Origin of the sequence: Streptomyces sp. NPDC058864 (assembly GCF_042742985.1) — a bacterium.
GTDB lineage: Bacteria > Actinomycetota > Actinomycetes > Streptomycetales > Streptomycetaceae > Actinacidiphila.
Genome location: NZ_JBHYMQ010000006.1, coordinates 135,420 through 152,620, shown reverse-complemented (window position 1 = coordinate 152,620; position 17,201 = coordinate 135,420). Strand labels below are relative to the sequence as shown.

The following is a 17,201-nucleotide window of genomic DNA, read 5'->3' as shown; positions in this document are numbered from 1 at the left end:
GCACAGGCCCCCGGGTGCCATACCCGGGGGCCTGCGCGGTCGCGTCGTACGACGAGTGGTGACGGGGGTTAAGCCGCTGTTCAGCGCTCGACCTCGCCGCGGATGAACTTCTCCACGTTCTCGCGGGCCTCGTCGTCGAAGTACTGCACCGGCGGGGACTTCATGAAGTAGGAGGACGCCGACAGGATCGGGCCGCCGATGCCGCGGTCCTTGGCGATCTTCGCCGCGCGCAGCGCGTCGATGATGACACCGGCGGAGTTCGGGGAGTCCCAGACCTCGAGCTTGTACTCCAGGTTCAGCGGGACGTCGCCGAAGGCACGGCCCTCGAGGCGGACGTACGCCCACTTGCGGTCGTCCAGCCAGGCCACGTAGTCCGAGGGGCCGATGTGGACGTTCTTCTCACCCAGGTCGCGGTCGGGGATCTGGGAGGTGACGGCCTGCGTCTTGGAGATCTTCTTGGACTCCAGGCGCTCGCGCTCGAGCATGTTCTTGAAGTCCATGTTGCCGCCGACGTTCAGCTGCATGGTGCGCTCGACGATGACACCGCGGTCCTCGAAGAGCTTGGTCAGCACGCGGTGCGTGATGGTGGCGCCGACCTGCGACTTGATGTCGTCACCGACGATCGGCACACCGGCCTCGGTGAACTTGTCCGCCCACTCCTTGGTGCCGGCGATGAAGACCGGGAGGGCGTTGACGAAGGCGACCTTCGCGTCGATGGCGCACTGCGCGTAGAACTTCGCCGCGGCCTCGGAACCCACCGGCAGGTAGCAGACGAGCACGTCGACCTGGCGGTCCTTGAGGACCTGCACGATGTCCACCGGCTCCTCGCCGGACTCCTCGATGGTCTCGCGGTAGTACTTGCCGAGACCGTCCAGGGTGTGGCCGCGCTGGACGGTCACGCCCTTCTGCGGCACGTCGCAGATCTTGATGGTGTTGTTCTCGCTGGCGCCGATGGCGTCCGCGAGGTCGAGGCCGACCTTCTTCGCGTCCACGTCGAAGGCAGCGACGAACTCGACGTCACGCACGTGGTAGTCGCCGAACTGCACGTGCATGAGGCCAGGCACGCGGCTGGCCGGGTCGGCGTCCTTGTAGTACTCGACACCCTGCACCAGCGAAGCGGCGCAGTTGCCCACGCCAACGATGGCTACGCGAACCGAACCCATTCCGGTTGCTCCCTGTGTAATCGTCACGCGGGTCCCCGGCGCGTGCCGGGTCCGCCGTTTTCCTGTTGGTTGTCCTGCTCGGCATCGGCGGACGGAGCGGCCGGGGGCTGCTTGCCGCGCCCCGCCCGCTCGGTCTCGATCAGCTCGTTCAGCCAGCGGACCTCTCGCTCCACCGACTCCATGCCGTGCCGCTGCAGCTCGAGCGTGTAGTCGTCGAGCCGCTCACGGGTACGCGCGAGGGACGCGCGCATCTTCTCCAGGCGTTCCTCGAGGCGGCTGCGCCGCCCCTCGAGGACACGCATCCGTACGTCCCTGGACGTCTGGCCGAAGAAGGCGAAACGAGCCGCGAAGTGCTCGTCCTCCCACGCGTCAGGGCCGGAGTGGGCGAGGAGCTCTTCGAAGTGCTCCTTGCCGGCCGCCGTCAACCGGTACACGATCTTGGCCCGTCGGCCGGCCAGCGGCGCGGCGAGCGGATCGGGTTCAGGGCCGGTCTCCTCGACCAGATAGCCCTGGGTGACCAGTGTCTTGAGGCAGGGGTAGAGGCTCCCGTAGCTGAACGCGCGGAACACACCGAGCGAGGTGTTGAGCCGCTTGCGCAGCTCGTAACCGTGCATCGGGGATTCGCGCAGCAGGCCCAGGACGGCGAACTCGAGGATGCCGGAGCGCTTGCTCATGTCCTCGTTTCCCTCCCGTCCGGTGCCGTCGTCGCCTCTTATCTCGCCGTGATGTATCGGCTCGATACATCGGGACGATAGAACGAGTTCCCCGCTACGGCAAGACGGCTCACGGTGACCGCCGTCACATCACGAAATCCGTGCACCGTCAACCGTCCGTAATGTGATGAACATCTGGCTAGAACCTCTTTTGACCGTGCGTACTCTGTTCGCCATGCACAGCACCGGGAACCGTGTGGCGCCAGTGAGCGTCCTTGTCCCTGGTGCAGTGCGGCCAACGCACGCCGGGGGGACCGGAAAACCAACTTCCGCTTTCAGGCGATTCCGCCTGTCCTAGGAGTAGCTGTTCATGAGCGAGCACCGTCGCAAGCCGCCGCAGTCGCCCGGCGACGGCCGGGCAGCCGCCCGGCGCGGCGCGCAGCAGCAGCCCCCGCCGCCCGGCGGCCGGCGGGCAGCTGGGCCGCCGAGGCCGCAGCCGCAGCCGCACGGAACCGGTTCGGGGCAGGGCCACGGCCCGCGCCAAGGAATGGGACAACCCCCCCGCCAGGGTGCGGGGGCGGGCGCGGGGGGCCGCGCGAACACCGGCGCCCGGACCCGAGGGGCCGAGCCGCCCTACGAGGGGCGTGCCGCCGCGCGCCGTGCCGCACAGGCCTCGCAGAAGGGCGGCCGCCGTCGCGCCGCCACGGGCGCGCAGGGCGGGCGCGGCGGGGGGCAGCCCCCCAAGAAGCGCATCGTCGACTACCCCCGCTGGGGGAAGGACGGATGGCGTCGCTGGATGCCGTCCTGGAAGCTCGTCTCCGGACTGTGCCTGTTCTTCTTCGGCAGCCTCGTCGCGGTCGCGGGCGTGGGCTACGCGATGGTGGGCATCCCGAAGGAAAGCGACATCGCCAAGGCGCAGAACAACGTCTACTTCTGGGACAACGACCAGGAGATGGTGGCGACCGGCGGTGAGGTCAACCGACAGAACCTGAGCTACTCGGAGATCCCCAAGGAGATGCGGTTCGCCGTCATGTCCGCGGAGAACAAGACCTTCGAGACCGACTCCGGCGTCGACCCCATGGGCATCGCGCGCGCCCTGGTCAACATGGCCAAGGGCGGCCAGACCCAGGGTGGTTCCACCATCACCCAGCAGTACGTGAAGAACGCGCGCCTCGGCGACCAGTCGCAGACCATCACCCGTAAGTTCAAGGAGCTGTTCATCTCGGTGAAGGTGGGTGCCACGGTCGACAAGAAGGACATCATGGCGGGCTACCTGAACTCCTCCTACTACGGCCGCCGTTCCTACGGCCTGCAGGCTGCCGCGCGCTCCTACTACGGGGTCGACGCGTTCGACCTCAACGCGAGCCAGTGCGCGTTCCTCGCCTCGCTGCTCAAGGGCGCCACGTACTACGACCCGTACGGCAACACCGACATCGACCCCGCCGCGACGCCCGAGGCCAACACCAAGCTGGCCAAGGAGCGCTGGGTCTGGATCCTCGGCCAGGAGCTGCAGGACGGCCGGATGACCAAGGCGGACCACGACAAGTGGATCGCCGAGGGCTTCCCCATGCCGAGGAAGCCGCAGAACGACGCGCAGCTCGGCGGTCAGATCGGCTACCTCGTCGGCCTCGCCAACAAGAACGTCATCAACAACAGCGACGGGAAGATCACGCAGGAGAAGCTCCAGCTGGGCGGCTACCGCATCTACACCACCTTCAACAAGAAGAAGGTGGACCAGCTGGAGAAGGCGGTGAAGAAGGTCCGCAAGGAGAACGAGAACCTCAAGCGCGCGGGCGACGTCGACAAGCACGTCCAGTTCGGCGGAGCCTCGATCGACCCGAAGGACGGGAAGATCATCGCGATCTACGGTGGCGTGAACGCGACGCAGCACTTCACGAACAACGCCGACGAGACCGGCGCGGGTGTCGGTTCGACGTTCAAGCCGTTCGTCCTGGCCGCCGGCATGACCTACGGCAAGCGGAACCCCGACTGGACCGAGGGCGACGACCTGCAGGACCGGACGATCGTCTCGCCGAAGAGCATCTACAACGGCAAGAACAAGCTGAAGATTAAGTACTACGACGGCCGTGTCTGGGAGGGCAAGGAAGGCCAGTGGCTCCAGACGAACGACGACAACGAGTCGTACGGCAACATCACGCTGCGTGAGGCCATGCGCGTCTCGGCGAACTCGCCGTACGTGCAGCTGGGCATGGACGTCGGCACGGACAAGGTGAAGGAGGCGGCGCTCAAGGCGGGCCTCCTGGACGGCAGCCTGGCGACCACCAACAGCCCGACCTTCTCCATCGGTACCTCGACGCCGAGCGCCATTCGCATGGCCGACGCCTACTCCACCTTCGCCAACCGCGGGAAGCAGAACGACCCGTACTCGGTCCGGAAGGCCGTACACGAGGGCGTGAACGTCTACGAGCACAAGGCCGCGCCCAAGGAGGCATTCCCCCAGGCCGTGGCGGACAACGTGACCGACGTGCTGCGGACCGTCGTCCAGAGCGGTACCGGTACCTCGGCCCAGCTTCCGGGCCGCGACGTGGCCGGCAAGACGGGTACCACCGACGGCAACAAGTCGGCCTGGTTCGTCGGCTACACGCCCCAGCTCACCACGTCCATCGTGATGTTCCGCTTCAACGACGACGCGAAGGCCAAGGACCGCAAGTTCCTGGAGATGTACGGGACCTACGGCAAGGACAAGATCCACGGTGCGTCGTTCCCGGCCGAGATCTGGCACGACTACATGGTGGACGCGATGAAGGGCAAGCCGGTCCAGTCGTTCCCGACGCCGGAACCGCTCGGCAAGGTCGTCTACGGTGGTGGCGCCGCCAGCCCGACCCCGACGCCCTCGGCCACCCCGAGCGAGTCCCCGACCACGAACCCGACCCCGACCATCTCGCAGCCGCAGGCCCCGCCGACGCCGACCGAGTCGCAGGCGTGCAAGCCCTGGTGGCAGTGCCAGGACGCCGGTGGCACCGGCGACCAGGGCGGAACCACGGACGGGGGTCCGAGCGGCTCACCGACACCGACCGTGTCCTCCAGCAGTACGAGGGGCGGCAACGGAGGCAACGGCAACGACGGCGGGCTTTTGGGTTCGGGAGGCAATGGCGGTTGACCGCCCCGTCTTGTGTCGAGCACCGGTCCGCGGCCGCGGAGGGCACCTGCCCTCCGCGGCCGCGGCCGTTCGCGGGCGGGCGGGAGGCGGCGAGGGGATCCGACGCTCCGCGCGCGGCGATGTAGGGCAGGATGTGGCCCATGACGATCGTGCGCGAAGACCCCCACCACGAGGCCTCGGAGGCCGAGGCGGTCGTGCCCCCGACCCGCGAGGACCCGGTCGCGGTGGCCGGGAGCGAGGTCATCGGCGGCCCGCTGGGCCGTTTCGCGGCCGTGGGGCGGCGGGGCTGGTGGAACCCCCTGCGCGTGGTCGTGCTGGTCGCGATCGGGATGTTCGCGTTGGGCATGGTGCAGAAGGTGCCGTGCTACGACAGCGGCTGGTTCTTCGGGGCGAACGCCCAGTACAGCCACGCCTGCTACTCCGACATCCCGCACCTGTACTACGGCCGCGGCTTCGCCGACGACCTGGTCCCGTACTTCGACCGCATCCCGGACACGGTCTCCGGCGGCATGGGTTACCTGGAGTACCCGGTCCTGACCGGGCTCTTCATGGAGGTCGCCTCCTGGCTCACCCCGCACGGCGGCACGATCCAGCACCGGGAGCAGGTCTACTGGCTGGTCAACGCGGGGATGCTGCTGGTCTGCACGGCCGTCATCGCGGTCTGCGTGGCCCGGACCAACCGGCGCCGCCCGTGGGACGCGCTGCTGGTCGCGCTGGCGCCGGCGTTCGCGCTGACCGCGACCATCAACTGGGACCTGTTCGCGGTCGCCCTCGCGGCGGCCGGGATGATGCTGTGGTCGCGCGGCCGTCCGGCGGCCGCGGGCATCCTGATCGGGCTGGCGACGGCCGCCAAGCTCTACCCGGTGTTCCTGCTCGTCGCGCTGTTCTTCCTGTGCCTGCGGGCCGGGAAGCTGAAAGCCTGGGGCGCGGCCGTGGGCGGTGCGGCCGGGGCCTGGGTCGTGGTCAACCTGCCGGTGATGCTGCTCGCCTGGGACGGCTGGTCGAAGTTCTACACGTTCAGCCAGGAGCGGGGCGTCGACTACGGTTCCATCTGGCTGATCATCTCCCAGCAGACGAAGTGGAACATCCAGCCCCAGGCGGTGAACCACTACGCCGAGGCGCTGGTCGTGCTGCTGTGGGGGGCGATCGCGGCGCTGACCCTGTACGCGCCGCGGCGCCCGCGCTTCGCGCAGCTCGCCTTCCTCGTCGTGGCCGTCTTCATCCTCACCAACAAGGTCTACTCGCCGCAGTACGTGCTCTGGCTGGTGCCCCTCGCGGCGCTCGCCAGGCCGCGCTGGCGGGACTTCCTGATCTGGCAGGCCGCCGAGGTCATGTACTTCCTCGGGATCTGGTCGTACCTGGCGTACACGACGGGCGGCAACAGCAAGGGCCTGCCGGAGCACGGCTACCACCTGGCCATCGCGGCGCACCTGATCGGGACGCTGTACCTGTGCGCGGTCGTCGTCCGCGACATGCTCTTCCCCGAGCACGACGCGGTGCGCCAGGACGGCTCGGACGACCCCTCCGGGGGCGTGCTGGACGGGGCGGAGGACGTGTTCGTGCTGGGGCGGCCCTCGCACCGGCCGCGGCACGCGGCACCGCTGCAGGGCGGCCCCGAGGACGGCTACGGCTACGGCGAGGGGCGCCCGGTGCAGTGGGGCGTGGACCCGGCGCCGCCGGCCCCGCCCCACTGAGCGGAGAGGCCGCCCGGGGCGCCCCGGGCGGCGCCCGGAGCGCTCAGCGGTCGACGACGCGGTCGAACTGCGTCGTCGTGTGCCGCAGGTGCGCCACCAGCTCGTCCCCGACCGCCGGGGGCGCCACGTCGCCCGGCAGGAAGAGGATCGACACCTGCATGTGCGGGGGCTCGGCGAACCAGCGTTGCTTGCCGGCCCACACGAAGGGCGACAGGTTGCGGTTGATGGTGGCCAGCCCGGCCCTCGCGACGCCCTTGGCGCGCGGCATGACGCCGTGCATGGCCTTGGGGGCCTCCAGGCCCACCCCGTGCGAGGTACCGCCCGCCACGACGACCAGGTGGCCGTCCTCGGAGGACTTGTTCTGGCGGTAGCCGAAGCGCTCGCCCTTGGCGATGCGCGTGACGTCCAGGACGGCGCCCCGGTACTCGGTCGCCTCGTGGTCGCCGAGCCACAGCCGGGTGCCGATGCGGGCGCGGAAGCGGGTCTGCGGGAACTGGTTGCGCAGCTGAGTCAGCTCGCCCGCCTTCAGATGGCTGACGAACATGGTGTGCAGCGGCAGCCGGGCCGCGCGCAGCCGCTCCATCCAGCCGAAGACCTCCTCCACCCCGTCGGAGCCGTCGGTGCGGTCCAGCGGCAGGTGGATGGCGAAGCCCTCCAGACGGACGTCGTCTATGGCCGAGTGCAGCTTGACCAGGTCGTCCTCACTGACGCCATGGCGCTTCATGCTGCTCATGACCTCGATGACGACCCGCGCGCCGACCAGGCCGCGGACGCCCTCCACGGAGGACACGGAGCGGATGGCGCGGTCCGGCAGCGGCACCGGCTCCTCGCCCAGCCGGTACGGGGTGAGCACCAGCAGGTCCCCGCCGAACCAGTCCTTGATCCGGGCGGCCTCGTACGTCGTGCCCACGGCGAGGATGTCGGAGCCGAGCCGGATCGCCTCCTCGGCCAGGCGCTCGTGGCCGAAGCCGTATCCGTTGCCCTTGCAGACGGGCACCAGTCCGGGGAACTGCTCCGCCACGGACTGCTGGTGCGCACGCCAGCGCGCGGTGTCGACGTACAGGGTGAGCGCCATGGCCGGAACGAGGACCTTTCTGGGTGTCTGCGGGCGGTCGGGCAGGTGGGTCAGCGACGGGACATGTAGATGTCGAGCGCCTTGTGCAGCAGCTTGTTGAGGGGGAAGTCCCACTCGCCCAAGTATTCGGCAGCCTGCCCGCCCGTGCCCACCTTGAACTGGATGAGACCGAAGAGGTGGTCGCTCTCGTCCAGCGAGTCGCTGATGCCGCGCAGGTCGTACACGCTCGCGCCGAGCGCGTAGGCGTCCCGCAGCATCCGCCACTGCATGGCGTTGCTCGGCCGGACCTCACGCTTGTGGTTGGCCGAGGCCCCGTACGAGTACCAAACGTGCCGGCCGACGACGAGCATCGTCGCGGCGGCGACCGTCTCACCCTCGTGCTGGGCGAAGTACAGCCGCATGCGGTTGGGGTCCTCGGCGTTGAGGACCTGCCACATGCGCTGGAAGTAGGAAAGGGGCCGGGGGCGGAAGTGGTCGCGCTCGGCGGTGACCTCGTACAGCTGCTGCCACACGGGGAGGTCGTCGTAGCCGCCCTGGACGACCTCGACGCCGGCCTTCTCGGCCTTCTTGATGTTGCGGCGCCACAGCTGGTTGAAGCCCTTCTGGACGTCGTCCAGGCTGCGGTTCTCCAGCGGGACCTGGAAGACGTAGCGGGGCTGCACGTCGCCGAAGCCGGCGCCGCCGTCCTCGCCCTGCTGCCAGCCCATGCGGCGCAGCCGGTCGGCCACCTCGAAGGCGCGGGGCTCGATGACCGTCGCCTCGACGTCGCGCAGGCGCTTGACGTCCGGGTCGGCGATGCCGGACTTGATGGCGGCCGCGTCCCAGCGGCGGATGACGACCGGCGGGCCCATCTTCACGGAGAAGGCGCCCTGCTGCTTCAGGTGCGCCAGCATCGGGCGCAGCCACTCCTCCAGGTTGGGGGCGTACCAGTTGATCACCGGGCCCTCGGGGAGGTAGGCGAGGTAGCGCTTCACCTTGGGCAGCTGCCGGTAGAGCACCAGGCCGGCGCCGACCAGCTCACCGGTCCTGTCGTCGAACCAGCCCAGGTTCTCCGAGCGCCACTCGGTCTTGACGTCGGCCCAGGCGGGAACCTGGCAGTGGCTTGCCGAGGGCAGGCTCTGGATGTACGCCAGGTGCTGTTCCCGACTGATGGTCCTCAGGGTCAAGCTCATGCGGGGCGCTCCCCATCGCTGCGGCTACGGCATTGCTGACTGCATTACTGCGCCGAAGCCTACTGCGAACGGCGAACGCCCCCACGAGGGCTGTGGACAACTCGGTCCGCGGCTTCGCCCGGCGGGTGCCGGGAGGACGAGGGCGAAGGGCCCTAGGACACCACGCCGCCGAAGAGGCCGCCGTGGGCCATGCCGATGTAGAAGCCGACCGCGGCCAGGCCCATCCCGATGATGAAGAGGAAGCGTTCGGCGGTGGTGGCGGAGCGGTACTGCCCGAAGGCGCCCACGAGGACGCCCGCCAGCCCCGCCCAGGAGCTCAGGAGGTGGAGGTGGTCCCAGAACGCCGCGATGGCGGCGACCAGGCCGAGCACGATGGTCACGACGGCGAGGGTGTTCTCGACCGGGTGGGGCCTGCCGTCGGAGTTGAGGGCGCTGAGGAGTCGCTGGTAGAGACGGCTGCCGGTAGTGGCTCGCACTGCCTGTGCCATGGGGCACCTCCGTGATGGAGAGGTGGCGCATCGTAGCGCCGGACACACCCGATGTGTACAGATTGCGGGCTTCCGGGGCCGGATTTCAACCGGAAGCCACGAGGCGGGTAGTGTGTACCGTCTGCACCGGTGTCTGTGCAGGTCCAATCGGCGGTCCCGCAGGGCCCCCGGGGAGCGATCCCCGGAACGCCCCGGGCGTTGTCGGTGGGCCGCGATACCGTTGCGACGCGATGCAAACCCTCCTGCCACGGAAACGCCGTGGCCGCTGAGTCCAAAGGAGGTGGGTTCCACATGCGTCACTACGAGGTGATGGTGATCCTCGACCCCGATCTCGAGGAGCGCGCTGTCTCCCCGCTGATCGAGAACTTCCTCGGCGTCGTCCGCAACGCGGGCGGCAAGGTCGAGAAGGTCGACACCTGGGGCCGTCGTCGTCTTTCGTACGAGATCAAGAAGAAGCCCGAGGGCATCTACTCGGTCATCGACCTCAACGCCACTCCTGAGGTCGTCAAGGAGCTCGACCGTCAGATGAACCTGAACGAGTCGGTCCTCCGGACCAAGGTCCTCCGTCCCGAGACCCACTGAGCCTGACGGCTCAGGCATTCGGGAAACCGAGAAGCCAAGCAACGCCGAGAGGTCACTCACCATGGCAGGCGAGACCGTCATCACGGTCGTCGGCAATCTCGTCGACGACCCCGAGCTGCGCTTCACCCCCTCGGGTGCGGCGGTCGCGAAGTTCCGAGTCGCGTCCACTCCCCGCACCTTCGACCGGCAGACCAACGAGTGGAAGGACGGCGAGAGCCTCTTCCTCACGTGCTCGGTCTGGCGGCAGGCGGCGGAGAACGTGGCCGAGTCGCTCCAGAAGGGCATGCGCGTCATCGTGCAGGGCCGGCTGAAGCAGCGCTCGTACGACGACCGAGAGGGCGTCAAGCGGACGGTCTACGAGCTGGACGTCGACGAGGTCGGCGCCAGCCTGCGCAGCGCGACCGCGAAGATCACCCGTGCCAGCGGTGGCGGCGGCGCCTCGCGCGGCGGTCAGGGTGGTTACGGCGGCGGTGGCGGCCAGGGCGGCGGCTGGGGCGGTGGCTCCGGTGGCGGCCAGGGCGGCGCGCCCGACGGCGACCCGTGGGCTACCGGCGCTCCGGCCGGTGGCGGCCAGGGTGGCGGCGGCGGCAACTGGGGCGGTGGCTCCGGTGGCGGCGGCGGTTTCTCGGACGAGCCGCCCTTCTAAGGGCGGCAGCGCACCAAACTTCTTGATCACACTGGAGAGAGACAATGGCGAAGCCGCCTGCTCGCAAGCCTAAGAAGAAGGTTTGCGTGTTCTGCAAGGACAAGATCACGTACGTCGACTACAAGGACACGAACCTGCTGCGGAAGTTCATCTCCGACCGCGGCAAGATCCGTGCCCGCCGGGTCACCGGCAACTGCACCCAGCACCAGCGCGACGTCGCCACGGCCGTGAAGAACAGCCGTGAGATGGCGCTGCTGCCCTACACCTCGACCGCTCGCTAAGGAAGGGTGACCGAGCAATGGCGAAGATCATCCTCACCAACGAGGTCAGCGGCCTCGGTGCCGCCGGCGAAGTCGTCGAGGTCAAGAGCGGCTACGCCCGCAACTACCTGATCCCGCGCGGTTTCGCGATCGCGTGGACCAAGGGTGGCGAGAAGGACGTCGAGCAGATCCGCCGTGCGCGCCGGATCCGCGAGATCGCGACCGTCGAGCAGGCCAACTCCTTCAAGGCCCAGCTCGAGGGCGTCAAGGTCAAGCTGTCGACCCGCGCGGGCGACGCCGGCCGGCTCTTCGGCTCGGTGACCCCGGCCGACATCGCCGCCGCCGTCAAGGCCGCGGGCGGTCCGGACGTGGACAAGCGCCGGATCGAGATCGGTTCCCCGATCAAGACGCTGGGCTCGCACAAGGTGTCGGTGCGACTGCACCCCGAGGTCGAGGCCGCTCTCGACGTCGAGGTCGTCGCCTCCTGACCCGCACGCACCGCGTGAACGCCGGGCCCGGAACCGCGAGGTTCCGGGCCCGGCGTCTTGCCGTCCGGGGAGGGGTCGCGGCTCAGGCGCGTACGGCGCCGGTGACCGCCCACTTGCCCGAGCGGGCGCGCCAGTGGAGGCCCGCCAGCCGGGTGAGCATCATCAGCCCCATCGCCCACCACAGGGCGGTGAGTCCCCCGCCCAGGGCCGGTACGGCCAGGGCGGCCGGGGCGAAGACGGCGAGGGTGACGACCATCGACCAGGCCAGGTAGGTGCCGTCGCCGGCGCCGATGAGCACCCCGTCCAGGACGAAGACCACACCGCAGACCGGCTGGGAGAGCGCCGCCACCAGCAGGACGGTCATCAACTCGGAGCGCACGGCCGGGTCCGAGGTGAACAGCGGGGCGATCAAGGGCCGGGAGACGGCCAGGACGAGGCCGATGACCGCGCCCGAGGCGATGCCCCACTGCACCATGCGGCGGCACGCGGCCCGGGCCCCGGCCACGTCGTCGGCGCCGAGGTAGCGGCCGATGATGGCCTGGCCCGCGATGGCGATGGCGTCCAGCGCGAAGGCGGCCAGCGACCAGAGGGTGGTGGTGATCTGGTGGGCGGCGATCGAGGCGTCCCCGAGCCCGGCCGCGACCGCGGTGGCGAGCAGCAGGACGGCCCGCAGGCTCAGCGTGCGGATCAGCAGGGGCGTCCCGGCCTGGGCGCAGGCGCGGATGCCTGCGAGGTCGGGCCGGAGGGAGGCGCCGTGCCGCCGCGCCCCGCGGACCACGACACCCAGGTAGACGGCCGCCATCGCGTTCTGGGCGATCACGGTGCCCCAGGCGGAGCCGGCGATGCCGAGCCCGGCGCCGTACACCAGCGCCACGTTGAGCACGCCGTTCAGGGCGAAGCCGCCGACGGCCACGTAGAGCGGGGTGCGGGTGTCCTGCAGCCCGCGCAGCACGCCGGTGGCGGCCAGGACGACGAGCATCGCGGGGATGCCGAGGGCGCTGATCCGCAGGTAGGTGACGGCGTACGGCGCCGCGGTGCCCGAGGCGCCGAACAGTTCGGTGAGGGCGGGTGCCGCCGGAACCGCGATCGCGACCGCGGCGGCGCTGATGAGGAGGGCGAGCCAGATGCCGTCCATGCCCTGGCGGATCGCCGCGGGCAGGTCGCCGGCGCCGACCCGGCGGGCGACGGCGGCGGTGGTGGCGTACGCGAGGAAGACGAAGACGCCGACGAGGGTGGTGAGCAGGGCGCCCGCGACGCCGAGGCCGGCGAGCTGCGACGTGCCGAGGTGTCCCACGATCGCGCTGTCGGCCATGAGGAAGAGCGGTTCGGCGACCAGCGCGCCGAAGGCGGGCAGCGCGAGAGAGACGATCTCGCGGTCGTGACGGCGTACGGCCTGCTGGGGGGAGACTTCGGCGACCTGGGGCACCCGGTCAGGGTAATCATCCACATGTAAGGGATGCAAGGAGATACTGACTCTTACTTCCGGCTGCGCAGGGTGATCTCCTCCGTGCCGTTTGTCGTGATCTTGGGCCGAGCGGGCAAGTTTTTCTTGTCCACAGCGGGTGGATGGAGAAAGCGCAGGTCAGCGGCGTGATCATTGGGTGATTGTGTGCTTGTCCACCGCACTGTCCCCTGCCCTGTACACAGCTGGAGGGGGCTTCTCCACAGGTAGGGGCGGTTCATCAACAGGTCATCCCCAGCCCCTGTGGATAACCGTCTTGGCTGTGAGCCCCGTGGACCCCTACCGTGGGGCGTCGCCCGACGTGCCACAGGTGTGCCCGGGCGACTCGATTGTCAGAGCCGTGGCGTAGGAAAAGGGACACGACGCAGCGGTCCGCGCCGGACGGGAGGAGGTGGCAGGGGGGTGAGCCAGCCCGAACCCGCGGACGACCACTGGGGGAGCGAACCGCCGTTCCCGCCGGACGGTCCCGGCGACCGCCTGCCCGTCTCCCGCTTCCGCCGGAGGGACGAGCGGGACCGCGACCGCGACCGCGACGAGGACCGCGGGGCGGCCGGCTTCGAGCGCGTACCGCCGCAGGACCTGGACGCCGAGATGTCGGTGCTCGGCGGCATGCTGCTGTCCAAGGACGCCATCGCCGACGTCGTCGAGGTGCTCAAGGGCGCCGACTTCTACCGGCCCGCCCACGAGACCGTCTACGCCGCGATCCTCGACCTCTACGCCCGTGGTGAGCCCGCCGACCCCATCACCGTCGCCGCCGAACTGACCAAGCGCGGCGAACTCGCCCGCGTCGGCGGCGCCCCCTATCTGCACAGCCTCGTCAACGCGGTGCCCACCGCCGCCAACGCCGAGTACTACGCCGAGATCGTGCACGAGCGCGCGGTCCTGCGCCGGCTCGTCGAGGCGGGCACGCGCATCACGCAGATGGGGTACGCGGCCGACGGCGACGTCGACGAGATCGTCAACTCCGCGCAGGCGGAGATCTACGCCGTCACCGAGCAGCGCACCAGCGAGGACTACCTCCCGCTCTCCGAGATCATGGAGGGCGCCCTCGACGAGATCGAGGCCATCGGCTCGCGCAGCGGCCAGATGTCCGGGGTGCCCACCGGCTTCGCCGACCTGGACTCCCTCACCAACGGCCTGCACCCGGGTCAGATGATCGTCATCGCCGCCCGTCCCGCGATGGGCAAGTCCACGCTCGCGCTGGACTTCGCCCGGGCCTGCTCGGTGACCAACGGCATGCCCAGCGTCTTCTTCTCCCTCGAAATGGGCCGCAACGAGATCGCGATGCGTCTGCTGTCCGCCGAGGCCCGGGTCGCCCTGCACCACATGCGCTCCGGCAACATGACCGACGACGACTGGACGCGGCTGGCCCGCCGTATGCCCGACGTCTCGGCGGCCCCCCTCTACATCGACGACTCGCCGAACCTGTCGATGATGGAGATCCGCGCCAAGTGCCGCCGGCTCAAGCAGCGCAACGACCTCCGCCTGGTCGTCATCGACTACCTCCAGCTGATGCAGGCGGGCGGCTCGCGCCGCCCCGAGAGCCGTCAGCAGGAGGTCTCCGACATGTCCCGCAACCTCAAGCTCCTGGCGAAGGAGCTCGAGGTGCCGGTGATCGCGCTCTCCCAGCTGAACCGTGGTCCCGAGCAGCGCACGGACAAGAAGCCGATGGTCAGCGACCTCCGCGAGTCGGGCTCCATCGAGCAGGACGCGGACATGGTCATCCTGCTGCACCGCGAGGACGCCTACGAGAAGGAGTCCCCGCGCGCGGGCGAGGCCGACCTCATCGTCGCCAAGCACCGCAACGGCCCGACGGCCACCATCACCGTGGCCTTCCAGGGCCACTACTCGCGCTTTGTGGACATGGCCCAGACCTGAGCCGGGCAGGCTGGCCGGTCCGGCGGTACGGGGGCCCGTCGTACGGCGGGGACTGCGTGAGGTACCCGCAACCCTTCTACCTTCGCAAGCGGGGAAAGAAGAAGACCCCCTCACCGAACCGTGAGGGGGTGGAGCCTCGAACCATCGCTGGTTGGGCCCGGACGGGCAAGTCCGTCGGGACTGCCCTGCGTCGAGTGCAACGAAGTGGGGAGCTCGGGAGCCGAGAGTGATCGCTCGCAGTCAGCGCCTCGTGGGGCCGCGGGGCGCGTGAGACCCTCACAGATACCGCTGGGCCGTCCGGCAGCCTACTCAGAGCATCGCCCGAAGGCATCCAGGGAGCAGCAACTTTGCAAGCCCTGCGAAAGGCCTGAACACCGTGTCGCAGGATGTGATCAGTATTGGATTTGCGCGTATGGAGCTGGGCTCCATCGTCCGCTGGGTCGCCAAGCGGCACGATCGCGTGACCATTACCGACCGAGGTCGTCCCACCGCTGTCCTGATCGGCATCCCAGAGCTGTCGAGGTTGGACCAGGCAGCCGAAAGTAGCCACCTCATCAACTGCCCCACTTGCTCGCCAGGGGCAAAGCCGGGACTCCAGCTGCGCCAACGTCCGACGCCGTGAACAGCCGCGCGGGAGGCCGCCAAGATGCACTTCTCGCGCATGCGTACCTACGATCGAGGAAAGGGACGTGGGGGCCGCTGACCTGTTCCGACGCACCACGTTGCCGCAGGCAGGTTCGAGGTCGGGGCAACCGGCGGTGGGACTTCCGCTGAACCGGTGCGAGGCCGTCGGGTCCTATGGCTGCACTGACGACCCCGGACGGTCACTCGCAGTCAAATGCGTACTTCCAGGACCGGCTCTCACCGAAAGCCTGACCCCATTCGAATCTGCCGGATGGCCGGCAGACGGGACGGGAAGGGCAGGGGCCGATTTCTGGCATCCCAGGAAGGATGTGCTGTGAGACTCGATCAGATCCTGCCGGCGCACATCGGGTTCGGTAGCGCGCCGCTTGGAAACATGTTCCGCGCGGTTCCGGAGGAAGAGGCCGCGGCGACCGTAGATGCCGCTTGGGAACAGGGCACGCGATACTTCGACACCGCGCCCTTCTACGGTTCCGGACTGTCGGAGATACGTCTCGGGAAGGCCCTCTCGGGTCGTCCACGCGACGAGTACGTGCTCAGTACGAAGGTCGGCCGCGTCATCCTGGACGAGGAGGAGGACCCTGCCGCGCGTGATCTCGGCGAGAAGGGCAATCTTTTCGCTTACGGGCGCCCGAACAAGATGCTTCACGTGTGGACCGCCGACGCCACGAAGCGCTCGATCGAAGACAGCCTGAAGCGCCTCCAAACCGACCGCCTGGACATCGTATGGGTGCACGACGTCGCCCAGGACTTCCACGGCGATCTATGGTTGCAGAAGATCGAAGAGGCCCGCACGGGCGCCTTCCGCGTCCTCACCAAACTGCGCGACGAGGGTGTCATCAAGGCCTGGGGGCTCGGCGTCAACCGCACCGAGCCCATCGAGATCACCCTCGCGCTCGAAGAGCCGCAGCCGGACGGGTTCCTGCTGGCAGGCCGCTACTCCCTGCTCGACCACGCGCACGCGTTGCAGCGACTGCTACCGATGGCGGAGGAGCAAGGCGTCGGCATGGTCGTAGGCGGCCCGTACAGCTCAGGCATCCTCGCCGGCGGCACCCACTTCGAGTACGTCACTGCCCCACCTGAGATCGTGGCGAGGGTCGAGCGGCTGAAGGACCTCGCCCGCAGGCACGGCGTGAGCATCAAAGCGGCCGCCCTGCACTTCTCGCTGGCGCACCCGGTCGCCGAAGCGGTGATCCCGGGCGCGACCCATCCCGCCCACACCATCGAGGACCACGCCGCGCTCCAAGAGAAGGTGCCGGACGGGTTCTGGGCAGATCTGCGGGACTCCGGCCTGGTTAGCCCCCTGGCGCCGCTGCCAGGTGGGGCGTAGGCCGCATCGCCGTCAACAGCCATGCAATGAGTCCTGGAGGAGTGACATGGCATCCACATCAGTGAGCAGGGTCGTCCCGGCCTCTCCCGTACGCGTGTGGGAGCTGATCGGCGGATTCGGATCGCTGCCCGACTGGCTGCCGTACATCCCCGAGAGCACCTTCTCGGAAGGTGGCCGGGTGCGGCACCTGAAGAATCCCGAGGGCGAGCCCATCGTGGAGCGGCTGATGGCCTTCGACGAGGAGCAGCGGTACTACAGCTACCACATCCTTCAGGCGCCCTTCCCGGTCGTCGACTACCTGTCGACCTTGCGGGTCTACGAGATCAGCGGCAACGAGAACGCCGCCGAAGTCCAGTGGTCCGGCCGCTTTGTCCCGAAGGGGGCTACGGACGAGGAGGTCGTCGCCCTCTTCACGGGCATCTACCGTGACGGCCTGGACGCGTTGGTCAAGACGCTCGGTGGCTAGTTGTTCTGTGGCCGCACTCGTTCACCCGGTTGACGCGACTTGGCATGCCACGAGTAGGCACCAACTCCAGTTCACTCATCA

16 protein-coding genes are annotated in these 17,201 nt (G+C 69.0%); 10 read left to right on the top strand and 6 right to left on the bottom strand.

Features of this window, described 5'->3' with window-relative positions; all coding sequences use genetic code 11:
- Window positions 1-80: 80 nt before the first annotated feature.
- Both ACFW3D_RS07460 and ACFW3D_RS07455 read right to left on the bottom strand, forming a co-directional pair.
- Window positions 81-1,163 (bottom strand): inositol-3-phosphate synthase, encoded by a 1,083-nt coding sequence (locus tag ACFW3D_RS07460; RefSeq protein ID WP_500502458.1) that lies wholly within the window; start codon window positions 1,161-1,163, stop codon window positions 81-83.
- A gap of 23 nt (window positions 1,164-1,186) precedes the next feature.
- The gene (locus tag ACFW3D_RS07455; protein ID WP_018558161.1) at window positions 1,187-1,837 is read right to left on the bottom strand and encodes a PadR family transcriptional regulator; all 651 of its coding nucleotides are present in this window, start codon (window positions 1,835-1,837) and stop codon (window positions 1,187-1,189) included.
- Window positions 1,838-2,186: 349 nt separating this feature from the next.
- On the opposite strand from ACFW3D_RS07455, the gene ACFW3D_RS07450 reads away from it, so the two are divergent.
- Window positions 2,187-4,937 (top strand): transglycosylase domain-containing protein, encoded by a 2,751-nt coding sequence (locus ACFW3D_RS07450; RefSeq protein WP_500502456.1) that lies wholly within the window; start codon window positions 2,187-2,189, stop codon window positions 4,935-4,937.
- 140 nt (window positions 4,938-5,077) lie between these two features.
- Window positions 5,078-6,631, top strand: coding sequence for a glycosyltransferase family 87 protein (locus ACFW3D_RS07445; RefSeq protein ID WP_500502454.1), 1,554 nt, complete (start codon window positions 5,078-5,080; stop codon window positions 6,629-6,631).
- Window positions 6,632-6,674: 43 nt separating this feature from the next.
- Here the strand turns inward: ACFW3D_RS07445 and ACFW3D_RS07440 are convergent, their stop codons facing one another.
- The 3 genes from ACFW3D_RS07440 to ACFW3D_RS07430 form a co-directional block, all read right to left on the bottom strand.
- The gene (locus tag ACFW3D_RS07440; RefSeq protein WP_500502452.1) at window positions 6,675-7,706 is read right to left on the bottom strand and encodes an alanine racemase; all 1,032 of its coding nucleotides are present in this window, start codon (window positions 7,704-7,706) and stop codon (window positions 6,675-6,677) included.
- A 50-nt stretch (window positions 7,707-7,756) separates the two neighbouring features.
- Complete coding sequence (locus tag ACFW3D_RS07435; RefSeq protein ID WP_500502450.1) at window positions 7,757-8,878, bottom strand: lipid II:glycine glycyltransferase FemX; 1,122 nt, start codon at window positions 8,876-8,878, stop codon at window positions 7,757-7,759.
- A 152-nt stretch (window positions 8,879-9,030) separates the two neighbouring features.
- The gene (locus tag ACFW3D_RS07430; protein ID WP_500502449.1) at window positions 9,031-9,366 is read right to left on the bottom strand and encodes a hypothetical protein; all 336 of its coding nucleotides are present in this window, start codon (window positions 9,364-9,366) and stop codon (window positions 9,031-9,033) included.
- 291 nt (window positions 9,367-9,657) lie between these two features.
- On the opposite strand from ACFW3D_RS07430, the gene rpsF reads away from it, so the two are divergent.
- From rpsF to rplI, 4 genes are all read left to right on the top strand, one after another.
- A complete protein-coding gene (gene rpsF / locus ACFW3D_RS07425; protein WP_018558167.1) occupies window positions 9,658-9,948 on the top strand; it encodes a 30S ribosomal protein S6 in 291 nt (96 codons plus the stop codon).
- Between the two features lie 61 nt (window positions 9,949-10,009).
- Window positions 10,010-10,594 carry a single-stranded DNA-binding protein gene (locus ACFW3D_RS07420; RefSeq protein WP_500502447.1) on the top strand — a complete coding sequence of 195 codons (585 nt, stop codon included), beginning with the start codon at window positions 10,010-10,012 and terminating at the stop codon, window positions 10,592-10,594.
- A gap of 44 nt (window positions 10,595-10,638) precedes the next feature.
- Window positions 10,639-10,875, top strand: a complete 237-nt coding sequence (gene rpsR, locus ACFW3D_RS07415) for a 30S ribosomal protein S18 (protein ID WP_026250812.1) — start codon at window positions 10,639-10,641, stop codon at window positions 10,873-10,875.
- A gap of 17 nt (window positions 10,876-10,892) precedes the next feature.
- Window positions 10,893-11,342: a 50S ribosomal protein L9 gene (gene rplI, locus ACFW3D_RS07410; protein WP_500502445.1), complete on the top strand. Its 450-nt coding sequence runs from the start codon at window positions 10,893-10,895 to the stop codon at window positions 11,340-11,342.
- Between the two features lie 82 nt (window positions 11,343-11,424).
- Here the strand turns inward: rplI and ACFW3D_RS07405 are convergent, their stop codons facing one another.
- Window positions 11,425-12,768: an MATE family efflux transporter gene (locus ACFW3D_RS07405; protein ID WP_500502443.1), complete on the bottom strand. Its 1,344-nt coding sequence runs from the start codon at window positions 12,766-12,768 to the stop codon at window positions 11,425-11,427.
- Between the two features lie 438 nt (window positions 12,769-13,206).
- On the opposite strand from ACFW3D_RS07405, the gene dnaB reads away from it, so the two are divergent.
- From dnaB to ACFW3D_RS07385, 4 genes are all read left to right on the top strand, one after another.
- Complete coding sequence (gene dnaB, locus ACFW3D_RS07400; protein ID WP_500502441.1) at window positions 13,207-14,682, top strand: replicative DNA helicase; 1,476 nt, start codon at window positions 13,207-13,209, stop codon at window positions 14,680-14,682.
- Between the two features lie 376 nt (window positions 14,683-15,058).
- Window positions 15,059-15,304 carry a type II toxin-antitoxin system Phd/YefM family antitoxin gene (locus ACFW3D_RS07395; protein ID WP_500502440.1) on the top strand — a complete coding sequence of 82 codons (246 nt, stop codon included), beginning with the start codon at window positions 15,059-15,061 and terminating at the stop codon, window positions 15,302-15,304.
- Between the two features lie 336 nt (window positions 15,305-15,640).
- Window positions 15,641-16,654 (top strand): aldo/keto reductase, encoded by a 1,014-nt coding sequence (locus ACFW3D_RS07390; protein ID WP_500502439.1) that lies wholly within the window; start codon window positions 15,641-15,643, stop codon window positions 16,652-16,654.
- Between the two features lie 46 nt (window positions 16,655-16,700).
- The gene (locus tag ACFW3D_RS07385; RefSeq protein ID WP_500502437.1) at window positions 16,701-17,120 is read left to right on the top strand and encodes an SRPBCC family protein; all 420 of its coding nucleotides are present in this window, start codon (window positions 16,701-16,703) and stop codon (window positions 17,118-17,120) included.
- The last annotated feature ends 81 nt before the right edge of the window (window positions 17,121-17,201 follow it).